Here is a 16,494-nt window from a genome sequence, read left to right on the forward strand (position 1 = left end):
CGACGTGCCCGCTCTCGCGCCGATGAGTGCCGCCCCGGTGGCCGACGCCGCCACCGGGACGGCGAGTCTCGCCTGGCTGCTGATCGCCATCCCGCTGGCCTCCGCTGCGCTCCTGCTGCTGCTCGGGCGCCGCTCCGACCGGTGGGGACATTGGCTCGGCGTCCTCGCGCCGATCGCCGCCTTCGTCGTCGGCCTGGTCATCATCGTCCAGCTCCTCGGCGCCGGTGCCGAGGACCGTGTCATGGACCTGCACCTGTACACGTGGGTGCCGGCCGGTGACCTGGCGATCGATGCCGGCCTGCGGATCGATCCGCTGTCGATGAGCTTCGTCATGCTCGTGACGTTCGTCGGCAGCCTCATCCACATCTACTCCGTGGCATACATGGCCCACGACGCCGCGCGCCGCCGGTTCTTCGCCTACCTCAACCTGTTCGTGGCGGCGATGCTGCTGCTCGTCCTCGCCGACAGCTACGCCCTGCTGTTCATCGGCTGGGAGGGTGTCGGTCTGGCGTCCTACCTGCTCATCGGGTTCTGGAACCATCACCTCGAGTACGCCGTGGCCGCGAAGAAGGCGTTCGTGATGAACCGGGTCGGTGACGCCGGACTCATCCTCGCCATGGCGGTGATGTTCACCGCCCTGGGAGGTGTCGACTTCACCACCGTCCTCGGCGGGGCGGGCGATGCCGGCCAGGGCGTCGCGAACGCGACCGTGCTCCTGCTGCTGCTCGCGGCCTGCGGGAAGTCCGCCCAGTTCCCGCTGCAGGCGTGGCTCGGGGACGCCATGGCGGGTCCGACGCCGGTCTCGGCGCTCATCCACGCCGCCACCATGGTCACGGCCGGCGTCTACCTCCTGGTCCGTTCCGGCCCGCTGCTGGCCGCGGCTCCGGAGGCCACGCTCGTCATCGCCCTCGTCGGGGCGGTGACGCTGCTGTTCGGGGCGATCGTCGGTTCCGCCAAGGACGACATCAAGAAGGTGCTCGCCGCCTCGACGATGTCCCAGATCGGTTACATGATGCTCGGTGCCGGCTTGGGCCCGGTCGGGTTCGCGTTCGCGATCTTCCATCTCATCACTCACGGGTTCTTCAAGGCCGGGATGTTCCTCGGCGCCGGGTCCGTCATGCACGGCATGGACGACTCGGTCGACATGCGCGGCTTCGGCGGCCTCTCCCGCGTCATGCGGATCACCTGGTTGACGTTCATGGCCGGCTGGCTCGCCATCCTCGGCGTCCCGCCGTTCTCCGGGTTCTGGTCCAAGGACGCCATCATCGAGACGGCGTTCACCGGTGAGGGCTGGGAGCCATGGGTGCTGGGAACCACCGCGCTCGTGGGTGCCGGCATCACGGCGTTCTACATGTCCCGGCTGTTCTTCATGACCTTCCACGGCCGGGCCCGGTGGACGAGCGACGCCGCGGAAGCCGCACGGAACGCCCGTCCGGAGCGACACCCGCACGAGTCGCCCGCCCTGATGACGGTCCCGATGATCGTCCTCGCCGTCGGCTCGGTCGCGCTGGGCTGGTTGCTCGCCCTGGGCGACGGCTTCGCGGTCTGGCTGGAACCCTCGGTCGGGCACGCCGAGCACCACGAGCCGGTGCTCCCTGTCGCGGTGCTCATCGGCCTGACCCTGGTGCTGGTTGTGATCGGCGCGGCGATCGCCTGGCTGCGCTACGGCGCGCGCCCGGTCCCGGCCGAGGCACCGGCCGGTTCACCGCTGACCCGCGCGGCCCGGCAGGACCTCTACCAGGACGCGGTCAACGAGAGCCTGTTCATGCGGCCCTCGCAGTACCTCACCCGCGCCATGGTCTTCGCTGACGGCACCGTCGTCGACGGATTCGTCCGCGGGATCGCCCGGTCCACCGCCGGGCTCGGCTCGAGCCTGCGCCGGGCGCAGACCGGGTACGTCAGGTCCTACGCCGCCATGATGCTCGGCGGCGTCGTTCTCGCCCTCGTCGTCGTCCTCGCCACGCGCGTGTCGTGGGGAGGGTGACCGAGACATGAATGGAGTCGAAGCGATGGCCCCGTGGCTGACCGTGCTCATCGTGGTGCCCCTGGCGGCCGCTGCGCTGCTGTGGGCGGTGCCACCGCTGCACCGTCTCGCGCGGCCGTACGCGATGGTCGTCTCGCTCGTCGAGCTCGCCCTTGCCCTCGTCATGCTCACCGACTTCGACATGGCCGCGGCGGGCACCGTCCAGCTCACCGAGACCCACGCGTGGATCCGCCAGCTCGGCGTCTCCTACGCGCTCGGGGTCAACGGGCTGAGCCTGGCGCTGATCCTCCTGCTGGTCTTCCTCGTCCCGATCGTGCTGCTGGCCGCCTGGCGCGAACACGAGGTGGCCGCCGACGGCGAGAAGGTCGAGCGTCGTCAGGCCGGGTTCGTCGCCCTCGTCCTCGCCCTCGAGGCACTGGTGGTCGGTGTCTTCGCCGCCCGCGACGTCTTCCTCTTCTACGTCCTGTTCGAGGCGATGCTCGTCCCGGTCTACTTCCTAGTCGGCAGCTACGGCGGTCCGAAGCGGCGCACCGCGGCGCTGAAGTTCCTGCTGTACTCGCTCGTCGGCGGCCTGATCATGCTGGCCGGCGTCGTCGCCGTGTACCTCGCCGGACCCGGCGGCGAGCAGGGCTTCCTCATCGACTCACTCGCCGGCTCGCTGGAGACGTCGGTGTGGGGCGAGCGGCTGCTGTTCCTCTCGTTCTTCATCGCCTTCGCGATCAAGGCACCGATGTGGCCGGTGCACACCTGGCTGCCGGACACCGCGCAGCAGGCACCACCGGGTGCGTCGGTGCTGCTGGTCGGCGTGCTGGACAAGGTCGGCACGTTCGGGATGATCGCCCTGTGCCTGCCGCTGTTCCCGAACGCGGTCGAGTGGGCGGCGCCGGTGGTCATCGCGCTCGCCCTGGTCTCCATCGTCTACGGCGGGCTGCTCGCCGTCGGGCAGCGCGACCTCATGCGGCTCATCGCGTTCACCTCGGTGAGCCATTTCGGGTTCATCGTGCTCGGCATCTTCATCCGCGACCAGGTCGCTCTGACCGGCGCGATGGTCTACATGGTCGCGCACGGCGTGGCGACGGCGGCGATGTTCCTCGCCTCCGGCTTCCTCACCCGGCGTGGCGGGACGCAGGAGATCCCGGCCTACAGCGGCATGCAGAAGGTCGTGCCCGTCCTGGCGGGGACGTTCCTCATCTCCGGTCTGGCGCTGATCTCGCTGCCCGGACTGAGCGGGTTCGTGCCGGAGTACCTCGTGATCGTGGGGACCTTCCGGGTCTCGGTGGTGGCCGGCGTCGTCGCCGTCCTCGGCGTCATCGTCGCCGCGGTCTACCTGCTACTGCCGTATCAACGGATCTTCACCGGGAAGACGGCCGACTCGCTGACCGAGGTCCCGGACCTGGGTGTCCGGGAACGGTGGGTGATGGTGCCGTTGGTCCTCGCGATGCTCGCGCTGGGCCTGTACCCGGGGCCGGTGGTCGACGCCGTGACGCCGGTGGCCGACGGCCTGGCCGTGGAGCAGCCCGCATCGATCTCGGACGCCGCCGAGGAGGGGAGCGCCCAGTGACCACGTTCGAAGCGCCGACCGTCGTGTGGGCGGCCCTGCTGCCCACGCTCCTGGTCGCCGGAGGCGCCGTCGTCGGTGTGCTCATCGAGGCGTTCGTCCCGCGCGGGCCGCGGCGGCTGGTCCAGGTCCTGCTGGCGCTGCTGGCCGTGGTCGGGTCCCTGGTGGCGGTGGTGTGGCGCTGGACCGAGGTGACGGCCGGCAGCCCGCAGCACGTCGTCGGCTCCGCCGTCGTCGAGGACGCGCCCGCGCTCGCCGCCCAGGCGATTCTCGCCGTCGTCGGCTTCGTCGGGCTGCTGGTGATCGCCGACCGCACCGAGTCGGGGGAGGGGGCCTTCGTCGCCCAGGCAGCGGCCCGGCCCGGCTCCGTGGACGAGGCCGACTCGACCCGGGCCGGCCTGGTCCAGACCGAGGTCTATCCGCTCACCATGTTCGCCCTGGCGGGCATGTTCGTCTTCGCCCAGGCCAACGACCTGCTCACGCTGTTCATCGCGCTCGAGGTCCTCTCCCTTCCGCTGTACGTCCTCTCCGGGCTCGCGCGGCGCCGGCGGTTGCTGTCGCAGGAAGCGTCGATGAAGTACTTCCTGCTGGGTGCCTTCGCTTCGGCGTTCATGATCTTCGGCATCGCGCTGCTGTACGGCTACTCCGGAGACATCACCTTCGCCGGTCTGGCGCAGGCGGTGCCGGAGACCGTGGGCATGGACGGCCTGCTGCTGGCGGGATCGGTGATGGTCGTGGTTGCGCTGTTGTTCAAGGTGGGGGCCGTCCCGTTCCACGCCTGGACCCCCGACGTGTACACCGGAGCGCCGACGCCGGTGACGGGCTTCATGGCGGCCGCGACCAAGCTCGCCGCCTTCGTCGCCCTGCTGCGGTTCGTCTACGTCGCCCTGCCGGACATGAGCTGGGACCTGACGCCGTTCTTCTGGGTCATCATCGTCCTGACCATGCTCGTCGGCACCGTGGTCGGCATCGTGCAGACGGACGTCAAACGCATGCTGGCGTACTCCTCGATCGCGCACGCGGGCTTCGTGCTCATCGGCGTCGTCGCCCTGGAGCAGATCGCCATCTCCGGTGTGCTGTTCTACCTGCTCGCCTACGGGCTGGCCACCGTCGGCGCGTTCGCCCTCGTCACCCTGGTGCGCGAGCGCGACCCGGATGGCAACGTCACGGGTGAGGCCACGCACCTGTCGCAGTGGGCCGGCCTGGGCCGGCGGAACCCTGTCGCCGCCCTGGCGATGACCGTGTTCCTGCTCTCGTTCGCGGGGATCCCGCTCACCGGCGGGTTCATCGGAAAGTTCGCGGTGTTCAGCGCCGGCGTCGCCGGCGGGCAGACCCTGCTCGTCGTCCTCGCGGTGCTGGCCTCGGCCGCCACGGCCTTCTTCTACGTCCGCCTCATCGTGCTCATGTTCTTCACCGAACCCGACGGCGAGACGGTGGCGGCGGTCAGCTCCGAGGGCCTGACCACGGTGGCCGTGGCCGTCTGCGGCGTGGGCACCCTCCTGCTCGGCGTGCTGCCCGGTCCGGTGCTGGCGCTCGCCGAGCAGGGGGCGACGTTCCTGCCGTGACTCGGGCGGTCCCGGCGCCCGGTACCGTGCATCCTGTGACGACGCCCATGCTCCCGCTCGGCGACCCGCAGCTCGAGGAACGGCTGCAGCCGAAGCTCGACGACGTCGAGGTGCGACTGCGCCGCGCCGTCGCCGACGGCGACGATCTCGTGGACCCGCCGAGCGGACATCTGGCGGCGGCGGGCGGAAAGCGGCTGCGGCCGTTGCTCACCCTGCTCACCGGCGAGCTCGGCCGTCCGGGGGACGAGGTCGTCACCGCCGCGGTGGCGGTCGAACTGACTCACCTGTCGACGCTGTACCACGACGACGTCATGGACTCCGCGTCGCTGCGGCGCGGAGCCCCCGCGGCGCACGAGGTGTGGGGCAACTCGGTGGCCATCCTCACCGGCGACCTGCTCCTCGCCCGCGCTTCGCGCCTGGTGGCCTCGCTCGGCGCGGAGGCGGTCCGCCGGCACGCCGTGACGTTCGAGCGGCTCTGCCTGGGACAGCTCCACGAGACGTTGGGGCCGGCCGACGGCGAGGACCGCGTGGCGCACTACCTGCAGGTGCTGGCCGACAAGACGGGATCGCTCATCGCCGCCGCCGCGCGGTACGGGGCGGACTTCTCCGGAGCCGGCCAGGAGACTGCGGACCTGCTGGCCCGGTACGGCGAGAAGGTGGGGGTCGCCTTCCAGCTCGCCGACGACGTCATCGACCTGTCCGCCGACGCCGCGACCACCGGCAAGACGCCCGGCACCGACCTGCGCGAGGGTGTGGACACCATGCCGGTGCTCCTGCTGCGCCGGCGCGCGGCCACCGGCACCCTCGACCCGGGTGGGCGCACACTCCTCGAGCGCCTCGCCGGCGACCTCGACTCCGACGAGACGCTGCGTGCCGTGGTCGCCGACCTGCGGAACCACGAGGTGGTCGCCGAGGCCCGCGCGCTCGCCGAGCAATGGGCGCACGACGCCGTCGCCGAGCTCGAGCCGCTGCCGGCGTCACCGGTCAAGGACGCCCTCGTCGCCTTCGCCGACCTCGTCGTCGACCGCCTCGCCTAACCCCAGCACCCGACTCGTCACTTGTGTGCCGAATGGTCAATGATGGGCGGGCCTGTCAGCGACCGAACGCAGCATCCGCCGGTGGGCCAGAACCCCGTCCACGCTGAAGACCGCCACCGCGATCCAGACGATGACGAAGCCGGCCAGCCGTTCGGGCGGCATCGGCTCGTGGAAGAGCAGGACGCCCACCGCCAGCTGCAGCACGGGCGTGGCGTACTGGAGCATCCCGATCACGCTGAGTCGTAGCCGTTGGGCGGCTGCGGCGAAGAGCAGCAGTGGCACCGCCGTCGCGGGCCCGGAGAGCATGAGCAAAAGGCTGAACCCCACCTCGCCCCCGAAAGCACCGCGGTCCACGGCGGCGAGGTAGACGAGGAAGCCGGCTGCGGGCAACGCCAGCACGGCCGTCTCGGCGCCCAGGCCCGGCAGGGCGCCGACGGTGCGGCCCATGCGGTTCTTGACCAGACCGTACATACCGAAGGCGCCGGCCAGGCACAGCGATATCCAGGGCAACTTGCCGTACCCGACCGCGATGACCACCACCGCCGCCGCACCCAGGCCGCAGGCCGCCCATTGCAGCGGGCGGAGCCGTTCGCGGAGCACGAGCACCGCGAGCAGGACGGTCACGAGGGGATTGATGAAGTAGCCGAGTGCGGCATCGACCGTGCGGCCGGTGTTCACGCCGTAGATGTAGACGAGCCAGTTCGCGGCGATGAACATGCCGGCGAGCGTCACCAGACCGACGGTGCGCGGATGGCGCAGGATCTCCCGCACGGCGTGCATCTGCCGGGTCACGACGAGCACGACCACACAGAACAGCAGCGCCCAGACGATGCGGTGGGCCACGACCTCGACGGCGCCGGCGCGCTCGAGCATGCGGAAGTAGAGCGGGATGGCACCCCACAGCAGGTAGGCGCCGAGCCCCATCGCCAGCCCGGTTCGATCCGAGGAGGATGCAGGGGGCACCGGCGAAGGTTCGCACATCAGCGGCCTCGCCGGCACGGTGTTTCACGTTTCGGCCTCCGGCTGCCGGCCGGTCTCGTCGGGCGGTCGGGGCGGTGTGATCTCGCTCGCCGGCGCGGGACCGGCGCGGCAGAGCCCATAGACTGGAACGAGGACTTTCCCGCCGTCGGCGTGTCGGTCGACACCTGACGGTCCCGTCGTCGAGAGGTAGTTGTGACCGACTCCCGCCCGCTGAGCGTGGCACTTGTGGGTGCCGGGCCCGCCGGCATCTATGCCGCAGACATCCTGTCCAAGTCGGGCCTCGAGGTCAGCATCGACCTGTTCGAGCGTCTGCCCGCACCGTTCGGCCTCGTGCGCTACGGCGTCGCGCCCGATCATCCGCGGATCAAGCAGATCGTCGTCGCGCTGTACAAGATCCTCCAGCGTGGTGACATCCGGCTCGTCGGTAACGTCGAGGTCGGCAAGGACGTCTCGCTGGACGAGCTGCAGAAACACTACGACGCCGTCATCCTCTCCACGGGGTCCGACCGGGACGCCCCGCTCGACCTCCCGGGCGTCGACCTCGACGGGTGTTACGGCGGCGCGGACTTCGTCTCCTGGTACGACGGTCACCCCGATGTGCCGCGCACCTGGCCGCTCGACGCGGAGCAGGTGGCGGTGATCGGCGCCGGGAACGTGGCCCTCGACGTGGCGCGCATGCTGACCAAGCACGTCGAGGACCTCATGCCCACCGAGATCCCCGAGAACGTCGCCGAAGGCCTGCGCAGCAACCGGGTCACGGACGTGCACCTGTTCGGCCGGCGCGGGCCGGCCCAGGCCAAGTTCACCCCGCTCGAGCTGCGTGAGCTCGGACAGGTGCCCGACGTCGATGTCCTCGTCTACGACGAGGACTTCCAGTTTGACGAGGGGTCGGAGGAGGCGATCCGTGCCTCGAACCAGACCAAGCAGGTGGTCAAGACCCTCATCGACTGGACGCTGAAGGACAAGGACGAGCTCACGGCGTCCCGCCGGATCCACCTGCACTTCCTGCACCGGCCGGCCGAGATCGTCGGCGACGGCAGGGTCGAGGCCCTCCGGACGGAGCGGACCGAGCTCACCGGTGACGGCAACGCGCGCGGCACCGGCGAGTTCGTCGACACCCCCGTCCAGGCGGTCTACCGCGCCGTCGGCTACTTCTCCTCCCCGATCCCGGGGGTCCCGTTCGACGAGATCCGCGGTGTCATCCCGAACATCGAGGGCCGGGTCCTCGGCGAGGACGGCGAGTGGATGTCGGGGCTGTACGCCACCGGCTGGGTCAAGCGAGGTCCGGTCGGGCTCATCGGCTCGACGAAGTCCGACGCCCGCCAGACGATCGGGCACTTGGTCGAGGACGCCGAGGCGGGCCGCTTGCAGGCGCGGGCGGACCGGGCGGACGAGATCGGCCACGACGCCATGTTGGCCGCGCTCGAGGCGAACGGCGTGCGCTACACCACCTGGCAGGGATGGGAGCTCCTCGACGCCTTCGAGCAGCAGCTCGGCTCCGAGTTCAACGGTGGGACGACCCGGGAGCGCATCAAGGTCGTCGACCGGGACACCATGACGGCGATCTCCCGTGGCGAGGAGCACGCCGGCCGGTTGTACTGAGCCGGACCCGGGCCGAGGGCTGCCGAGATGTGCCGGTACCGGCGTGCGTCCGCCGCACCCTCACCCGTCGACCCGCCCCTCACACGTCGACCCGCCGACGCAGCCGCCGGAGCTTGGCCGGACCAATCCCGGGGACCTGACTCAGCGCCTCCGCCGTCGGGAACGGTCCGTAGGTGTTCCGCCATGTCAGGATCCGGTCCGCGATGGCCCCGCCGACACCGGGCAGCTCCGCGAGCTGTGCGGCGGTGGCGGTGTTGACGTTGACGCGCGTGGACGGGCGCACCAGGGCGGTGACGCCCCGCACGATCTGGACCAGCAGGGCGGTCACGAAGACGACGGCGCCGATCGCGGGCCCGCCGACGAACAGCAGCAGCGCGGTCTGCAGGAACGGCACGTACGTCTGCTCCTGCGGCGGGCCGACCCAGACGGTGCGGCCCTGCGCCTGCCATCCCGGGTCGGCGGGGTCGGGGGCACGGTCACAGGTGAGGGTGACGGTCCCGGAGCCGGTGGGGAAACTGAACGCCGGGTCGTAGTCCTCGTGGGTACGTCCCCCGGCGACGGACATCCGCAGGTCGGCGCCGTCACTGTCCCGAGCTGTGCAGGCCACGTCCTCGGTGTGATCCTCCGGTACCCACACCCATCGCGTCTGCCCGGCCGGCAGGTCGAGCGTCGTGGGCTCCGGCATCGTGACCTCCGCCTCCCACGTGGTGGCGAGCGAATCCGCCGCGAGGAACAGCATGACGCCGAGGATTCCTACACCGAAGAACATCACGGCCGCGAGCGCGTGGTACCGGCCGTAGCGCGGGCGCACACGCGGAGGTGTCCGCGCCTCGGGCAGGTCCGTCTCGACGTCGGCGGTGGGCACGCCGGGGTAGGGGCGCAGCGAGAGGTCGCCGGGCAGGACCACCGTGACCGCCGGGGCCGCGGCGGATGCCGCGTCCGACGGGCTGTCCGCCGTCTCGCCGGAGGCGTCCGACGGCGTCTCCGGCCGCGATTCGGGCGGGCCGGAGGCGAGGAGGTCCCGGTACGGGTCCGACGGACCGGCTCCCTCTGCCGACACTGTCCCCCCTCCGACGGCCCCGTGGCACCGGACGGCCTCGGCGTCCGGACTGCTGCGGCTGGGATCAGCGTAAGCAATCGCCGGTGCGGCCGTCTGCCTCCTCACGTCGGGAACGTGCTCGGCCCCGACAGCGTTGTCCAGGACAGAAGCCCGCGGCCAGCTGGTCCGGCCACCGGCACCGACCTGAACGAGGAGGAACCGCGCCACGATGAGTGGTCACCGCAACGGTCTGAAGACCGCGCTGCTCTTCGGCGCCATGTGGGCGATCCTGCTGTTCGTCGGCGGCATCATCGCGCGCAGTGCGGGCAACTCCATGTTCCTGTGGTTGTTCACCCTGCTGGGGCTGGGCATGACGTTCTACAGCTACTGGAACTCCGACAAGCTCGCGATCCGCGCCATGGCCGCCCGTCCCGTCAGCGAGATCGAGGCCCCGCAGCTGTACGCCATGGTCCGCGAGCTCTCCACGGCGGCGCGGCAGCCGATGCCTCGGTTGTACATCTCGCCGACGCAACAGCCCAACGCCTTTGCCACCGGGCGCAACCCTCGCAACGCTGCCGTCTGCTGCACCGAAGGCATCCTGCGGCTGCTGGAACCGCGTGAGCTGCGTGCCGTGCTGGGCCACGAACTGATGCACGTCTACAACCGCGACATCCTCACCTCGTCCGTCGCCTCCGCCGTCGCCGGCATCATCACGTCCGTCTCGCAGTTCCTGCTCTTCTTCGGCGGCGGACGTGAACGGGCCAACCCGCTCGCCCTTCTCGCGACTGCACTGCTCGCCCCGATCGCGGCGGCGCTCGTCCAGCTGGCCATCTCGCGTACCCGTGAGTTCGATGCCGACGAGGACGGCGCGCGGCTCTCCGGCGACCCGCTCGCACTGGCCTCGGCGCTGCGCAAGATCGAGGCGGGGGCGAACGCCCGGCCCCTCGAGCCGTCTCAGCGCCTGGAGAACGTCAGCCACATGATGATCGCGAATCCGTTCCGGGGCGGCGGAGCGGCGCGGCTCTTCGCGACCCACCCGCCGATGAAGGACCGGATCGCCCGTCTGGAGCAGATGGCCGGCTACTGAGCGCCCCGCGCCCGTACGGCCGGGCACGGGAGCCGTGCGCTCTCTCGTCTCCGGCCGACGGACCGACCGGCCGCCTACCGGTAGTTGACGAACTGCAGCGCGGCGTCGATGTCCCCGGCCTCCTTCAAGAGCGTGATCACAGCCTGGAGGTCGTCCCGGCTCTTCGAACTCACGCGGACCTCGTCCCCGGTGACCTGGGTCTTGACGCCCTTGGGGCCCTGGTCACGCACGAGCTTGGTGATCGTCTTCGCGTCCTCCTTGCTCAACCCTTCCTTGAGGGCCCCGACGAGGCGGAACTCCTTGCCGGAGGCCTTCGGCTCGCCGTCGCCCAGGTCGATCGCCTTGAGCGAGACCCCGCGTCGGATCAGCCTGGTCTGCAGGACGTCGAGCGCCGCGCGCACGCGCTCCGCGGAGTTGGCCACGATGGTGACAGCGTCGCCGGACAAGGTGATCGACGCCCCGACGCCGCGGAAGTCGTAGCGCTGCCCGATCTCCTTGTTCGCCTGGTTGACGGCGTTGTCCACCTCCTGCCGGTCGACCTTGCTGACCACGTCGAACGATGAGTCGGCCATCGATTCCTCCTACTCGCGTCGAGCCCTGAGTGATCCCCAGGGTGTGATGATCCTCGCCCCGGACCGATGCGGCGTCGGACCGTGCCGAGTTGCTATGGTTCCATCTGCGCTTGATGCGTACGGCGGGTTGCCCGAGCGGCCAAAGGGAGCTGACTGTAAATCAGCCGCGTTACGCTACGCAGGTTCGAATCCTGCACCCGCCACGGACCGGTTCACGGCGAGACTCGCCGTCGAGCCCCCGCCGAGAGCACTGGGTGACCAGGCGCTCGTCAGCGGTGTGAGTGGTCTCACCGGATCTGGTACTCCCGAGATTTCCCGCGCGGGTGCCCGGCCCGGTAGGCTCGTCCGCGCTGCCCCGATAGCTCAGTCGGCAGAGCATCTCCATGGTAAGGAGAAGGTCAAGGGTTCGATTCCCTTTCGGGGCTCTGGTCTGACCGTACGTCGTCGTACCATCGATGTGCGGGCAGGACGCGGCGGGGTAGCTCAGTCGGTAAGAGCGCACGACTCATAATCGTGAGGTCGCGGGTTCGAGCCCCGCCCCCGCTACCGCAGCGACAGCGACCGCACGGTCGCAGATGCTCGAGACGAAACGTGAGGAACCGACGTGGCCAGCAAGACCGCCGACATCCGCCCCAAGATCACCCTCGCCTGCGAGGTGTGCAAGGAGCGCAACTACATCACCAAGAAGAACCGGCGGAACAACCCCGACCGGCTTGAGCTGCCCAAGTTCTGCCCGCGCTGCAACGCCAAGACGGCGCACCGCGAGACCCGCTGAGGCAGCACCAGGCTTCGGCCTCGTTCACCCCATAGCCTGGGGTGATGACCGAGGACACCGCACGCCCCACCAGCGTCGATCCGACGCTCGTGGGGCGTTCCTATGCCCCCAGGGAGACCTACGAGGTCTCCCGCGCCAAGATCGCGGAGATGGCAGCTGCCACCGGCGCGACTCATCCCGCGCACACCGATCCCGACGCCGCGTTCGAGCTCGGCCACGCCGACGTGGTCGCGCCTCCGACGTTCGCGGTCGTCCTGGCCCAGCGCGCCGAGCAGGCGTACGTCGCGAGCCCTGAGTCGGGCATCGACTTCTCCCGGGTCGTGCACGCGGAGGAGCACTTCACCCACCACCGCGCGATCGTCGCGGGTGACCGGCTGCGGACCACCGTGCACGTGGACAAGATCGTCGAACGCGGTGGCATCACACTGGTCACCACCCGCGCCGAGATCGCCGACACCGACGACGCTCCCGTCGCCACCGTGACCTCGACGCTCGCCGTGCGGGGGGAGGGCCGATGAACGCCACACCCGAACACCGTGAGTCGGCACCGGAGGCCACGAACGCGGCGCCGGCGCTCACCGAGCTCGAGCCGGGGCAGGAGGTGCTGCGCCGCACCTACGCGATCGACCGGGGCCGGCTGGTCCGCTACGCCGGGGCCAGCGGCGACTTCAACCCGATCCACTACAGCGACCGGGTGGCCACCGAGGCCGGCCTGCCGGGCGTCATCGCCCACGGGATGCTCACCATGGGGCTGGCCGGCTCCGCCGTCGTGGACTGGGCGGGCGACCCGGCCGCCGTCGCCGAGTACGGCGTGCGGTTCACCCGGCCCGTCGTGGTGCCCGACCCCGGTGAGGCGGAGATCGAGGTGGTCGGCACGGTCGGGTCCGTGGACCTGGCTGCCTCGTCCGTGCGTGTGGATCTGAAGGTCACCTGCGACGGGACGACCGTCCTCACCAAGGCGCAGGCGGTGATCCGCCTCGGCTCCCCGTAACCTGGCCCCGTGACACAGACCTCCCGGACGTTCCGTGCCCCCGGGGCCGCAGCGCCTCGCCTGGCCGACCTGACGACCTTGCGCGTCGGGGGGCCGGCCGGCTCGTTCGTCGAGGCCACGACCGAGGCTGAGCTCGTCGAGGTCGTCCGCGAGGCGGACGAGGCCGGCACACCGCTGCTGGTGCTCGGCGGCGGGTCGAACCTGCTCGTGGCCGACGCCGGTTTCGACGGCATGGTGGTCCGCGACGTGCGCCGGGGGATCGACGCCACGGCGGACTCGGCCTGCGCCGGCGCCAACCTCGTGGTGGCCGCCGGGCAGGACTGGGACGAGGTGGTCGCCACCGCCGTGGACGAGGGGTGGATGGGTGTCGAGGCCCTGTCCGGTATCCCGGGATCCACCGGTGCCACGCCGGTCCAGAACGTCGGCGCCTACGGCCAGGAGGTCGCCGAGACCCTCGCCTCGGTCCGCGTCTACGACCGTCTCGAGCGGCGCGTCCGGATGCTCGCCGTCGGCGAGCTCGGCCTGGGGTACCGGACTTCCGTGCTCAAGCGGTCCCGCACCGAACCGGACGACGGCGGAGGGCGGACCTGGCAGCCGTCCGGCCGGTACGTCGTCCTCGAGGTCGCGTTCCAGATGCGGTTGGCGAGCCTGTCGGCGCCGGTGCGCTACGCGGAGCTGGCCCGTCGTCTTGACGTGCCGATCGACTCCCGCGTCCCAGCGACGGAGGTCCGCGAGGCGGTCCTCGCGCTGCGGCGCGGCAAGGGGATGGTCCTCGACGCCGGCGACCACGACACCTGGTCGGCCGGCTCGTTCTTCACCAACCCGATCCTGCCGGCCGAGGACGCCGACCGGTTGCTGCCGCAGGACGCCCCGCGGTTCCCCGTCACGGACCACAGGCGTCTCGCCCAGGAGGGCGGCAGTGCTCCGGCGGCCGAGGGCCTCGTCAAGACGTCGGCGGCCTGGCTGATCACCCGCGCCGGTTTCGACAAGGGGTACGGCGCACCTGGGCCGGCGAGCCTGTCGACCAAACATGCGCTTGCCCTGACGAATCGGGGACAGGCCACGGCGGCGGACCTCCTCGCTCTGGCCCGGACCGTACGAGACGGGGTGCGCGACGTCTTCGGTGTCACGCTCGAGCCGGAGCCCGTCCTGGTCGGCGCCGAGCTGTAGTCGGGCGGTGCGGGCGATCGTGGCCGAGAGCGAGACCAGGCGGCTGCTGCGGGCCAAGGACGTCATGGATCGCCACTACGCCGAGCCGCTGGACGTCCCGGCGCTCGCCCGCGTCGCGCTGCTGTCCCCGTCGCACTTCACCCGCCGGTTCCGTGCGGTGTTCGGCGAGACACCGCACCAGTACCTCTACCGGCGACGCATCGAACGGGCGCAGCGGCTGCTGCGCACCACGGATCTGCCGGTGACCGAGATCGGCCACGGCGTCGGGTACGCGAGCCTGGGGACGTTCACCCGCACCTTCCGCCGCCTCACCGGCGAGACGCCGACGGCGTTCCGGCGCCGAGGGGCCGTCGCTCCGGTGCCGGGGTGCGTGGCGCGGGCCTGGGGACGATCGAGTCGTTTCGGAGAAGCTGCCTGCTGACCGCGGGCTCTAGCGTCGAGACCATGTTCACCTCGATCGCCATCACGCCCATGTACGTCACCGACCAGGACGAGGCGCTCCGGTTCTACACCGAGACCCTCGGCTTCACCGTCGACACCGACGTGGACCTCGGCACCATGCGTTGGCTCACCGTCGCGCTCCCCGGGGACCCCGAGCGGCAGGTGCTCCTGCAACGCATCGGGGACCAGACCGCCACGGGCAGCGCGGAGACAGCCGCCATGCTCCGCGAGCTGACCGAACGCGGCACCACCTCGTGGATGATCCTGAACACCGACGATTGCCGGGCCGCGCACGCCGAGCTCACCCGGCGCGGCGCGGAGATCATCCAGGAACCGGAAGAGCATCCCTACGGCGTCGACATGGCTGTCCGCGACCCGTTCGGAAATCAGATCCGCATCACCCAGCGCAACGACTGGCGGCCATAAGCGCCGGTCAGTCCGCCATGAGCGCGCCTCGCACGAGGTCGAGCGCCTCCGCCTCGCTGAGCCCGGCCGCCCGGGCCTGCCGGGCGAACGACCGGGCGGAGCGGCGGACCGTCGCCACCGTCGCGGCGCGCGCCTGGTCCCCCGCGGCGGCCACGACCGTGCCGTGCCGGCGGCGGGAAACCACCGTGCCGGTCGCCTCCAGCTCGCGGTACGCGCGCTGGACCGTGCCGACGGCCACACCGAGGTCGGCGGCCAGATCGCGCACCGTCGGCAGGCGGTCGCCGGGGGTGAGTGAGCCGGCGGCGACGAGAGCGGTGACCTGGCCCCGGATCTGCTCGTACGGCGGTACCCCGGAGGAGAGGTCGACGGCGATGTGCATCCTCAGGCTGCCACTGTCGTCGTCGTGGGCTGTGGTGCCGGCAGCGCCGTTCCGGCCGCGATCACGGAGGTGAGGCCGCACAGCAGTCCGACCACGCCCGCCGTCCACGCCGCGAGTGTCCATCCTGCGTTGGTGAGAGAGACGGCAGCGACGAGGAGTACGGCGGCCGACGTCGCGCCGACGCACAACTGGACTCCGCCCAGGATGCGGCGCGCACCGGTCCGCCGCAGCAACTGATCGTCCTCCGGGGTGGCACCGGCGACGGCGGGCCGGTGCGCCACGCGATGCAGCACCCATGCCGTCGCGACCAGCACCACGATCAGGCCCACAGCGATCGGCCCGGCGTACCGGCTACCCGGGTACGGTCCCGACGCGCCGCCGAGACGTCCGGCGAGGGCGCCCTCGGCGGTGATCATGGCCGGTACCGCCCGCCCCGTCTCGTCCGCGGTCAGGACGAAGACCCCGAGCGCGATCCCGAGCACGGCGGCCGTGCCGCACAACAACCGCACGCGCGGTGGCGAGAGTGCCCGGAGCGACCGGCGGTGCAGCGTCGCCTGGCGCACGGATCCCGCGGGTCGTGGCCAGGTGTGCTCACCGACCGCCACGATGGCCAGGAAGACGAGGCAGCCGGCCGTCGGGGCAAGGGCCGTCACGATCCCCGGAGGGGACTGAGCGCCGACCGGTAGGGCGGTGATCAACGTGATCGCGACCGTGAATCCACCGACCGCGCCGACGCCGGTGGTGAGGTTCTCGTGCCGGCTGGCAGCCGCCCGCACGGCACTCGTGGTGTGCTCCGGAACCGTGCGGTTGATCGCCAGGAAGACGAGGACGGCCGTGAGCGCAAGCAGCAGGACGGGGAGGAGAAGGGAGAGCATCACGCACCAATG

The 16,494-nt window shown here is 71.0% G+C and carries 17 protein-coding genes and 3 tRNA genes; 15 read left to right on the forward strand and 5 right to left on the reverse strand.

Annotated elements, in window-relative coordinates; genetic code table 11:
• Positions 1 to 22 precede the first annotated feature (22 nt).
• The 4 genes from nuoL to ACFSE6_RS01505 are packed head-to-tail and all read left to right on the forward strand — an operon-like array spanning position 23 to position 6,144.
• The gene (gene nuoL, locus ACFSE6_RS01490) at positions 23 to 1,984 is read left to right on the forward strand and encodes an NADH-quinone oxidoreductase subunit L (RefSeq protein WP_388002352.1); all 1,962 of its coding nucleotides are present in this window, start codon (positions 23 to 25) and stop codon (positions 1,982 to 1,984) included.
• Positions 1,985 to 1,991: 7 nt separating this feature from the next.
• Positions 1,992 to 3,545 carry an NADH-quinone oxidoreductase subunit M gene (locus ACFSE6_RS01495; RefSeq protein WP_388001928.1) on the forward strand — a complete coding sequence of 518 codons (1,554 nt, stop codon included), beginning with the start codon at positions 1,992 to 1,994 and terminating at the stop codon, positions 3,543 to 3,545.
• Positions 3,542 to 5,107: an NADH-quinone oxidoreductase subunit NuoN gene (gene nuoN / locus ACFSE6_RS01500; RefSeq protein WP_388001929.1), complete on the forward strand. Its 1,566-nt coding sequence runs from the start codon at positions 3,542 to 3,544 to the stop codon at positions 5,105 to 5,107. Before ACFSE6_RS01495 ends, nuoN begins: the two co-directional genes overlap by 4 nt.
• A 47-nt stretch (positions 5,108 to 5,154) precedes the next feature.
• Complete coding sequence (locus ACFSE6_RS01505) at positions 5,155 to 6,144, forward strand: polyprenyl synthetase family protein (RefSeq protein ID WP_465254108.1); 990 nt, start codon at positions 5,155 to 5,157, stop codon at positions 6,142 to 6,144.
• Positions 6,145 to 6,180: 36 nt separating this feature from the next.
• Here ACFSE6_RS01505 and rarD read toward each other — a convergent pair whose 3' ends face one another.
• On the reverse strand, positions 6,181 to 7,107 hold the full coding sequence (rarD, locus tag ACFSE6_RS01510) for an EamA family transporter RarD (protein WP_388001931.1): 927 nt from the start codon (positions 7,105 to 7,107) through the stop codon (positions 6,181 to 6,183).
• A gap of 210 nt (positions 7,108 to 7,317) precedes the next feature.
• On the opposite strand from rarD, the gene ACFSE6_RS01515 reads away from it, so the two are divergent.
• Positions 7,318 to 8,727: an FAD-dependent oxidoreductase gene (locus tag ACFSE6_RS01515; RefSeq protein ID WP_388001932.1), complete on the forward strand. Its 1,410-nt coding sequence runs from the start codon at positions 7,318 to 7,320 to the stop codon at positions 8,725 to 8,727.
• A gap of 79 nt (positions 8,728 to 8,806) precedes the next feature.
• On the opposite strand, the gene ACFSE6_RS01520 is transcribed toward ACFSE6_RS01515, so the two are convergent.
• Positions 8,807 to 9,787 (reverse strand): ComEA family DNA-binding protein, encoded by a 981-nt coding sequence (locus ACFSE6_RS01520; protein WP_388001933.1) that lies wholly within the window; start codon positions 9,785 to 9,787, stop codon positions 8,807 to 8,809.
• Positions 9,788 to 9,995: 208 nt separating this feature from the next.
• Between ACFSE6_RS01520 and htpX the strand changes: the two genes are divergently transcribed.
• Positions 9,996 to 10,853 (forward strand): zinc metalloprotease HtpX, encoded by an 858-nt coding sequence (gene htpX, locus ACFSE6_RS01525; protein ID WP_388001934.1) that lies wholly within the window; start codon positions 9,996 to 9,998, stop codon positions 10,851 to 10,853.
• Between the two features lie 74 nt (positions 10,854 to 10,927).
• On the opposite strand, the gene ACFSE6_RS01530 is transcribed toward htpX, so the two are convergent.
• Positions 10,928 to 11,425, reverse strand: a complete 498-nt coding sequence (locus tag ACFSE6_RS01530) for a YajQ family cyclic di-GMP-binding protein (protein ID WP_388001935.1) — start codon at positions 11,423 to 11,425, stop codon at positions 10,928 to 10,930.
• Positions 11,426 to 11,546: 121 nt separating this feature from the next.
• Between ACFSE6_RS01530 and ACFSE6_RS01535 the strand changes: the two genes are divergently transcribed.
• The 9 genes from ACFSE6_RS01535 to ACFSE6_RS01575 all read left to right on the forward strand — a co-directional run bounded on the left by ACFSE6_RS01535 (position 11,547) and on the right by ACFSE6_RS01575 (position 15,228).
• A tRNA-Tyr gene (locus tag ACFSE6_RS01535) sits at positions 11,547 to 11,628 on the forward strand.
• Between the two features lie 149 nt (positions 11,629 to 11,777).
• Positions 11,778 to 11,850 (forward strand) — tRNA-Thr (locus ACFSE6_RS01540).
• Positions 11,851 to 11,897: 47 nt separating this feature from the next.
• A tRNA-Met gene (locus ACFSE6_RS01545) sits at positions 11,898 to 11,971 on the forward strand.
• Between the two features lie 58 nt (positions 11,972 to 12,029).
• Positions 12,030 to 12,200, forward strand: a complete 171-nt coding sequence (gene rpmG, locus ACFSE6_RS01550) for a 50S ribosomal protein L33 (RefSeq protein ID WP_388001936.1) — start codon at positions 12,030 to 12,032, stop codon at positions 12,198 to 12,200.
• A gap of 44 nt (positions 12,201 to 12,244) precedes the next feature.
• The gene (locus ACFSE6_RS01555) at positions 12,245 to 12,718 is read left to right on the forward strand and encodes an FAS1-like dehydratase domain-containing protein (RefSeq protein ID WP_388001937.1); all 474 of its coding nucleotides are present in this window, start codon (positions 12,245 to 12,247) and stop codon (positions 12,716 to 12,718) included.
• The gene (locus tag ACFSE6_RS01560; RefSeq protein WP_388001938.1) at positions 12,715 to 13,191 is read left to right on the forward strand and encodes a MaoC family dehydratase; all 477 of its coding nucleotides are present in this window, start codon (positions 12,715 to 12,717) and stop codon (positions 13,189 to 13,191) included. Before ACFSE6_RS01555 ends, ACFSE6_RS01560 begins: the two co-directional genes overlap by 4 nt.
• 9 nt (positions 13,192 to 13,200) lie before the next feature.
• Positions 13,201 to 14,361 (forward strand): UDP-N-acetylmuramate dehydrogenase, encoded by a 1,161-nt coding sequence (locus ACFSE6_RS01565; RefSeq protein ID WP_388001939.1) that lies wholly within the window; start codon positions 13,201 to 13,203, stop codon positions 14,359 to 14,361.
• 64 nt (positions 14,362 to 14,425) lie between these two features.
• Positions 14,426 to 14,782: a helix-turn-helix domain-containing protein gene (locus ACFSE6_RS01570; protein WP_465254109.1), complete on the forward strand. Its 357-nt coding sequence runs from the start codon at positions 14,426 to 14,428 to the stop codon at positions 14,780 to 14,782.
• Positions 14,783 to 14,805: 23 nt separating this feature from the next.
• Positions 14,806 to 15,228: a VOC family protein gene (locus ACFSE6_RS01575; protein ID WP_388001941.1), complete on the forward strand. Its 423-nt coding sequence runs from the start codon at positions 14,806 to 14,808 to the stop codon at positions 15,226 to 15,228.
• Between the two features lie 7 nt (positions 15,229 to 15,235).
• On the opposite strand, the gene ACFSE6_RS01580 is transcribed toward ACFSE6_RS01575, so the two are convergent.
• Both ACFSE6_RS01580 and ACFSE6_RS01585 read right to left on the reverse strand, forming a co-directional pair.
• Positions 15,236 to 15,607, reverse strand: a complete 372-nt coding sequence (locus ACFSE6_RS01580; protein WP_388001942.1) for a GntR family transcriptional regulator — start codon at positions 15,605 to 15,607, stop codon at positions 15,236 to 15,238.
• A gap of 2 nt (positions 15,608 to 15,609) precedes the next feature.
• A complete protein-coding gene (locus tag ACFSE6_RS01585) occupies positions 15,610 to 16,482 on the reverse strand; it encodes a hypothetical protein (protein WP_388001943.1) in 873 nt (290 codons plus the stop codon).
• Positions 16,483 to 16,494: the final 12 nt, after the last annotated feature.

It is taken from the genome of Georgenia deserti (assembly GCF_042680605.1).
Lineage (GTDB): Bacteria > Actinomycetota > Actinomycetes > Actinomycetales > Actinomycetaceae > Allobogoriella > Allobogoriella deserti.

What these genes read in the sequence shown, in the direction of transcription:
- ACFSE6_RS01575 (WP_388001941.1), top strand. Translation starts at nt 14,806, where the DNA reads ATGTTCACCTCGATCGCCATCACGCCCATGTACGTCACCGACCAGGAC.
- ACFSE6_RS01580 (WP_388001942.1), bottom strand. Translation starts at nt 15,607, where the DNA reads ATGCACATCGCCGTCGACCTCTCCTCCGGGGTACCGCCGTACGAGCAG.
- htpX (WP_388001934.1), top strand. Translation starts at nt 9,996, where the DNA reads ATGAGTGGTCACCGCAACGGTCTGAAGACCGCGCTGCTCTTCGGCGCC.
- ACFSE6_RS01505 (WP_465254108.1), top strand. Translation starts at nt 5,155, where the DNA reads ATGCTCCCGCTCGGCGACCCGCAGCTCGAGGAACGGCTGCAGCCGAAG.
- ACFSE6_RS01570 (WP_465254109.1), top strand. Translation starts at nt 14,426, where the DNA reads ATGGATCGCCACTACGCCGAGCCGCTGGACGTCCCGGCGCTCGCCCGC.
- ACFSE6_RS01530 (WP_388001935.1), bottom strand. Translation starts at nt 11,425, where the DNA reads ATGGCCGACTCATCGTTCGACGTGGTCAGCAAGGTCGACCGGCAGGAG.
- ACFSE6_RS01585 (WP_388001943.1), bottom strand. Translation starts at nt 16,482, where the DNA reads ATGCTCTCCCTTCTCCTCCCCGTCCTGCTGCTTGCGCTCACGGCCGTC.
- ACFSE6_RS01560 (WP_388001938.1), top strand. Translation starts at nt 12,715, where the DNA reads ATGAACGCCACACCCGAACACCGTGAGTCGGCACCGGAGGCCACGAAC.
- nuoL (WP_388002352.1), top strand. Translation starts at nt 23, where the DNA reads ATGAGTGCCGCCCCGGTGGCCGACGCCGCCACCGGGACGGCGAGTCTC.
- ACFSE6_RS01495 (WP_388001928.1), top strand. Translation starts at nt 1,992, where the DNA reads ATGAATGGAGTCGAAGCGATGGCCCCGTGGCTGACCGTGCTCATCGTG.
- ACFSE6_RS01555 (WP_388001937.1), top strand. Translation starts at nt 12,245, where the DNA reads ATGACCGAGGACACCGCACGCCCCACCAGCGTCGATCCGACGCTCGTG.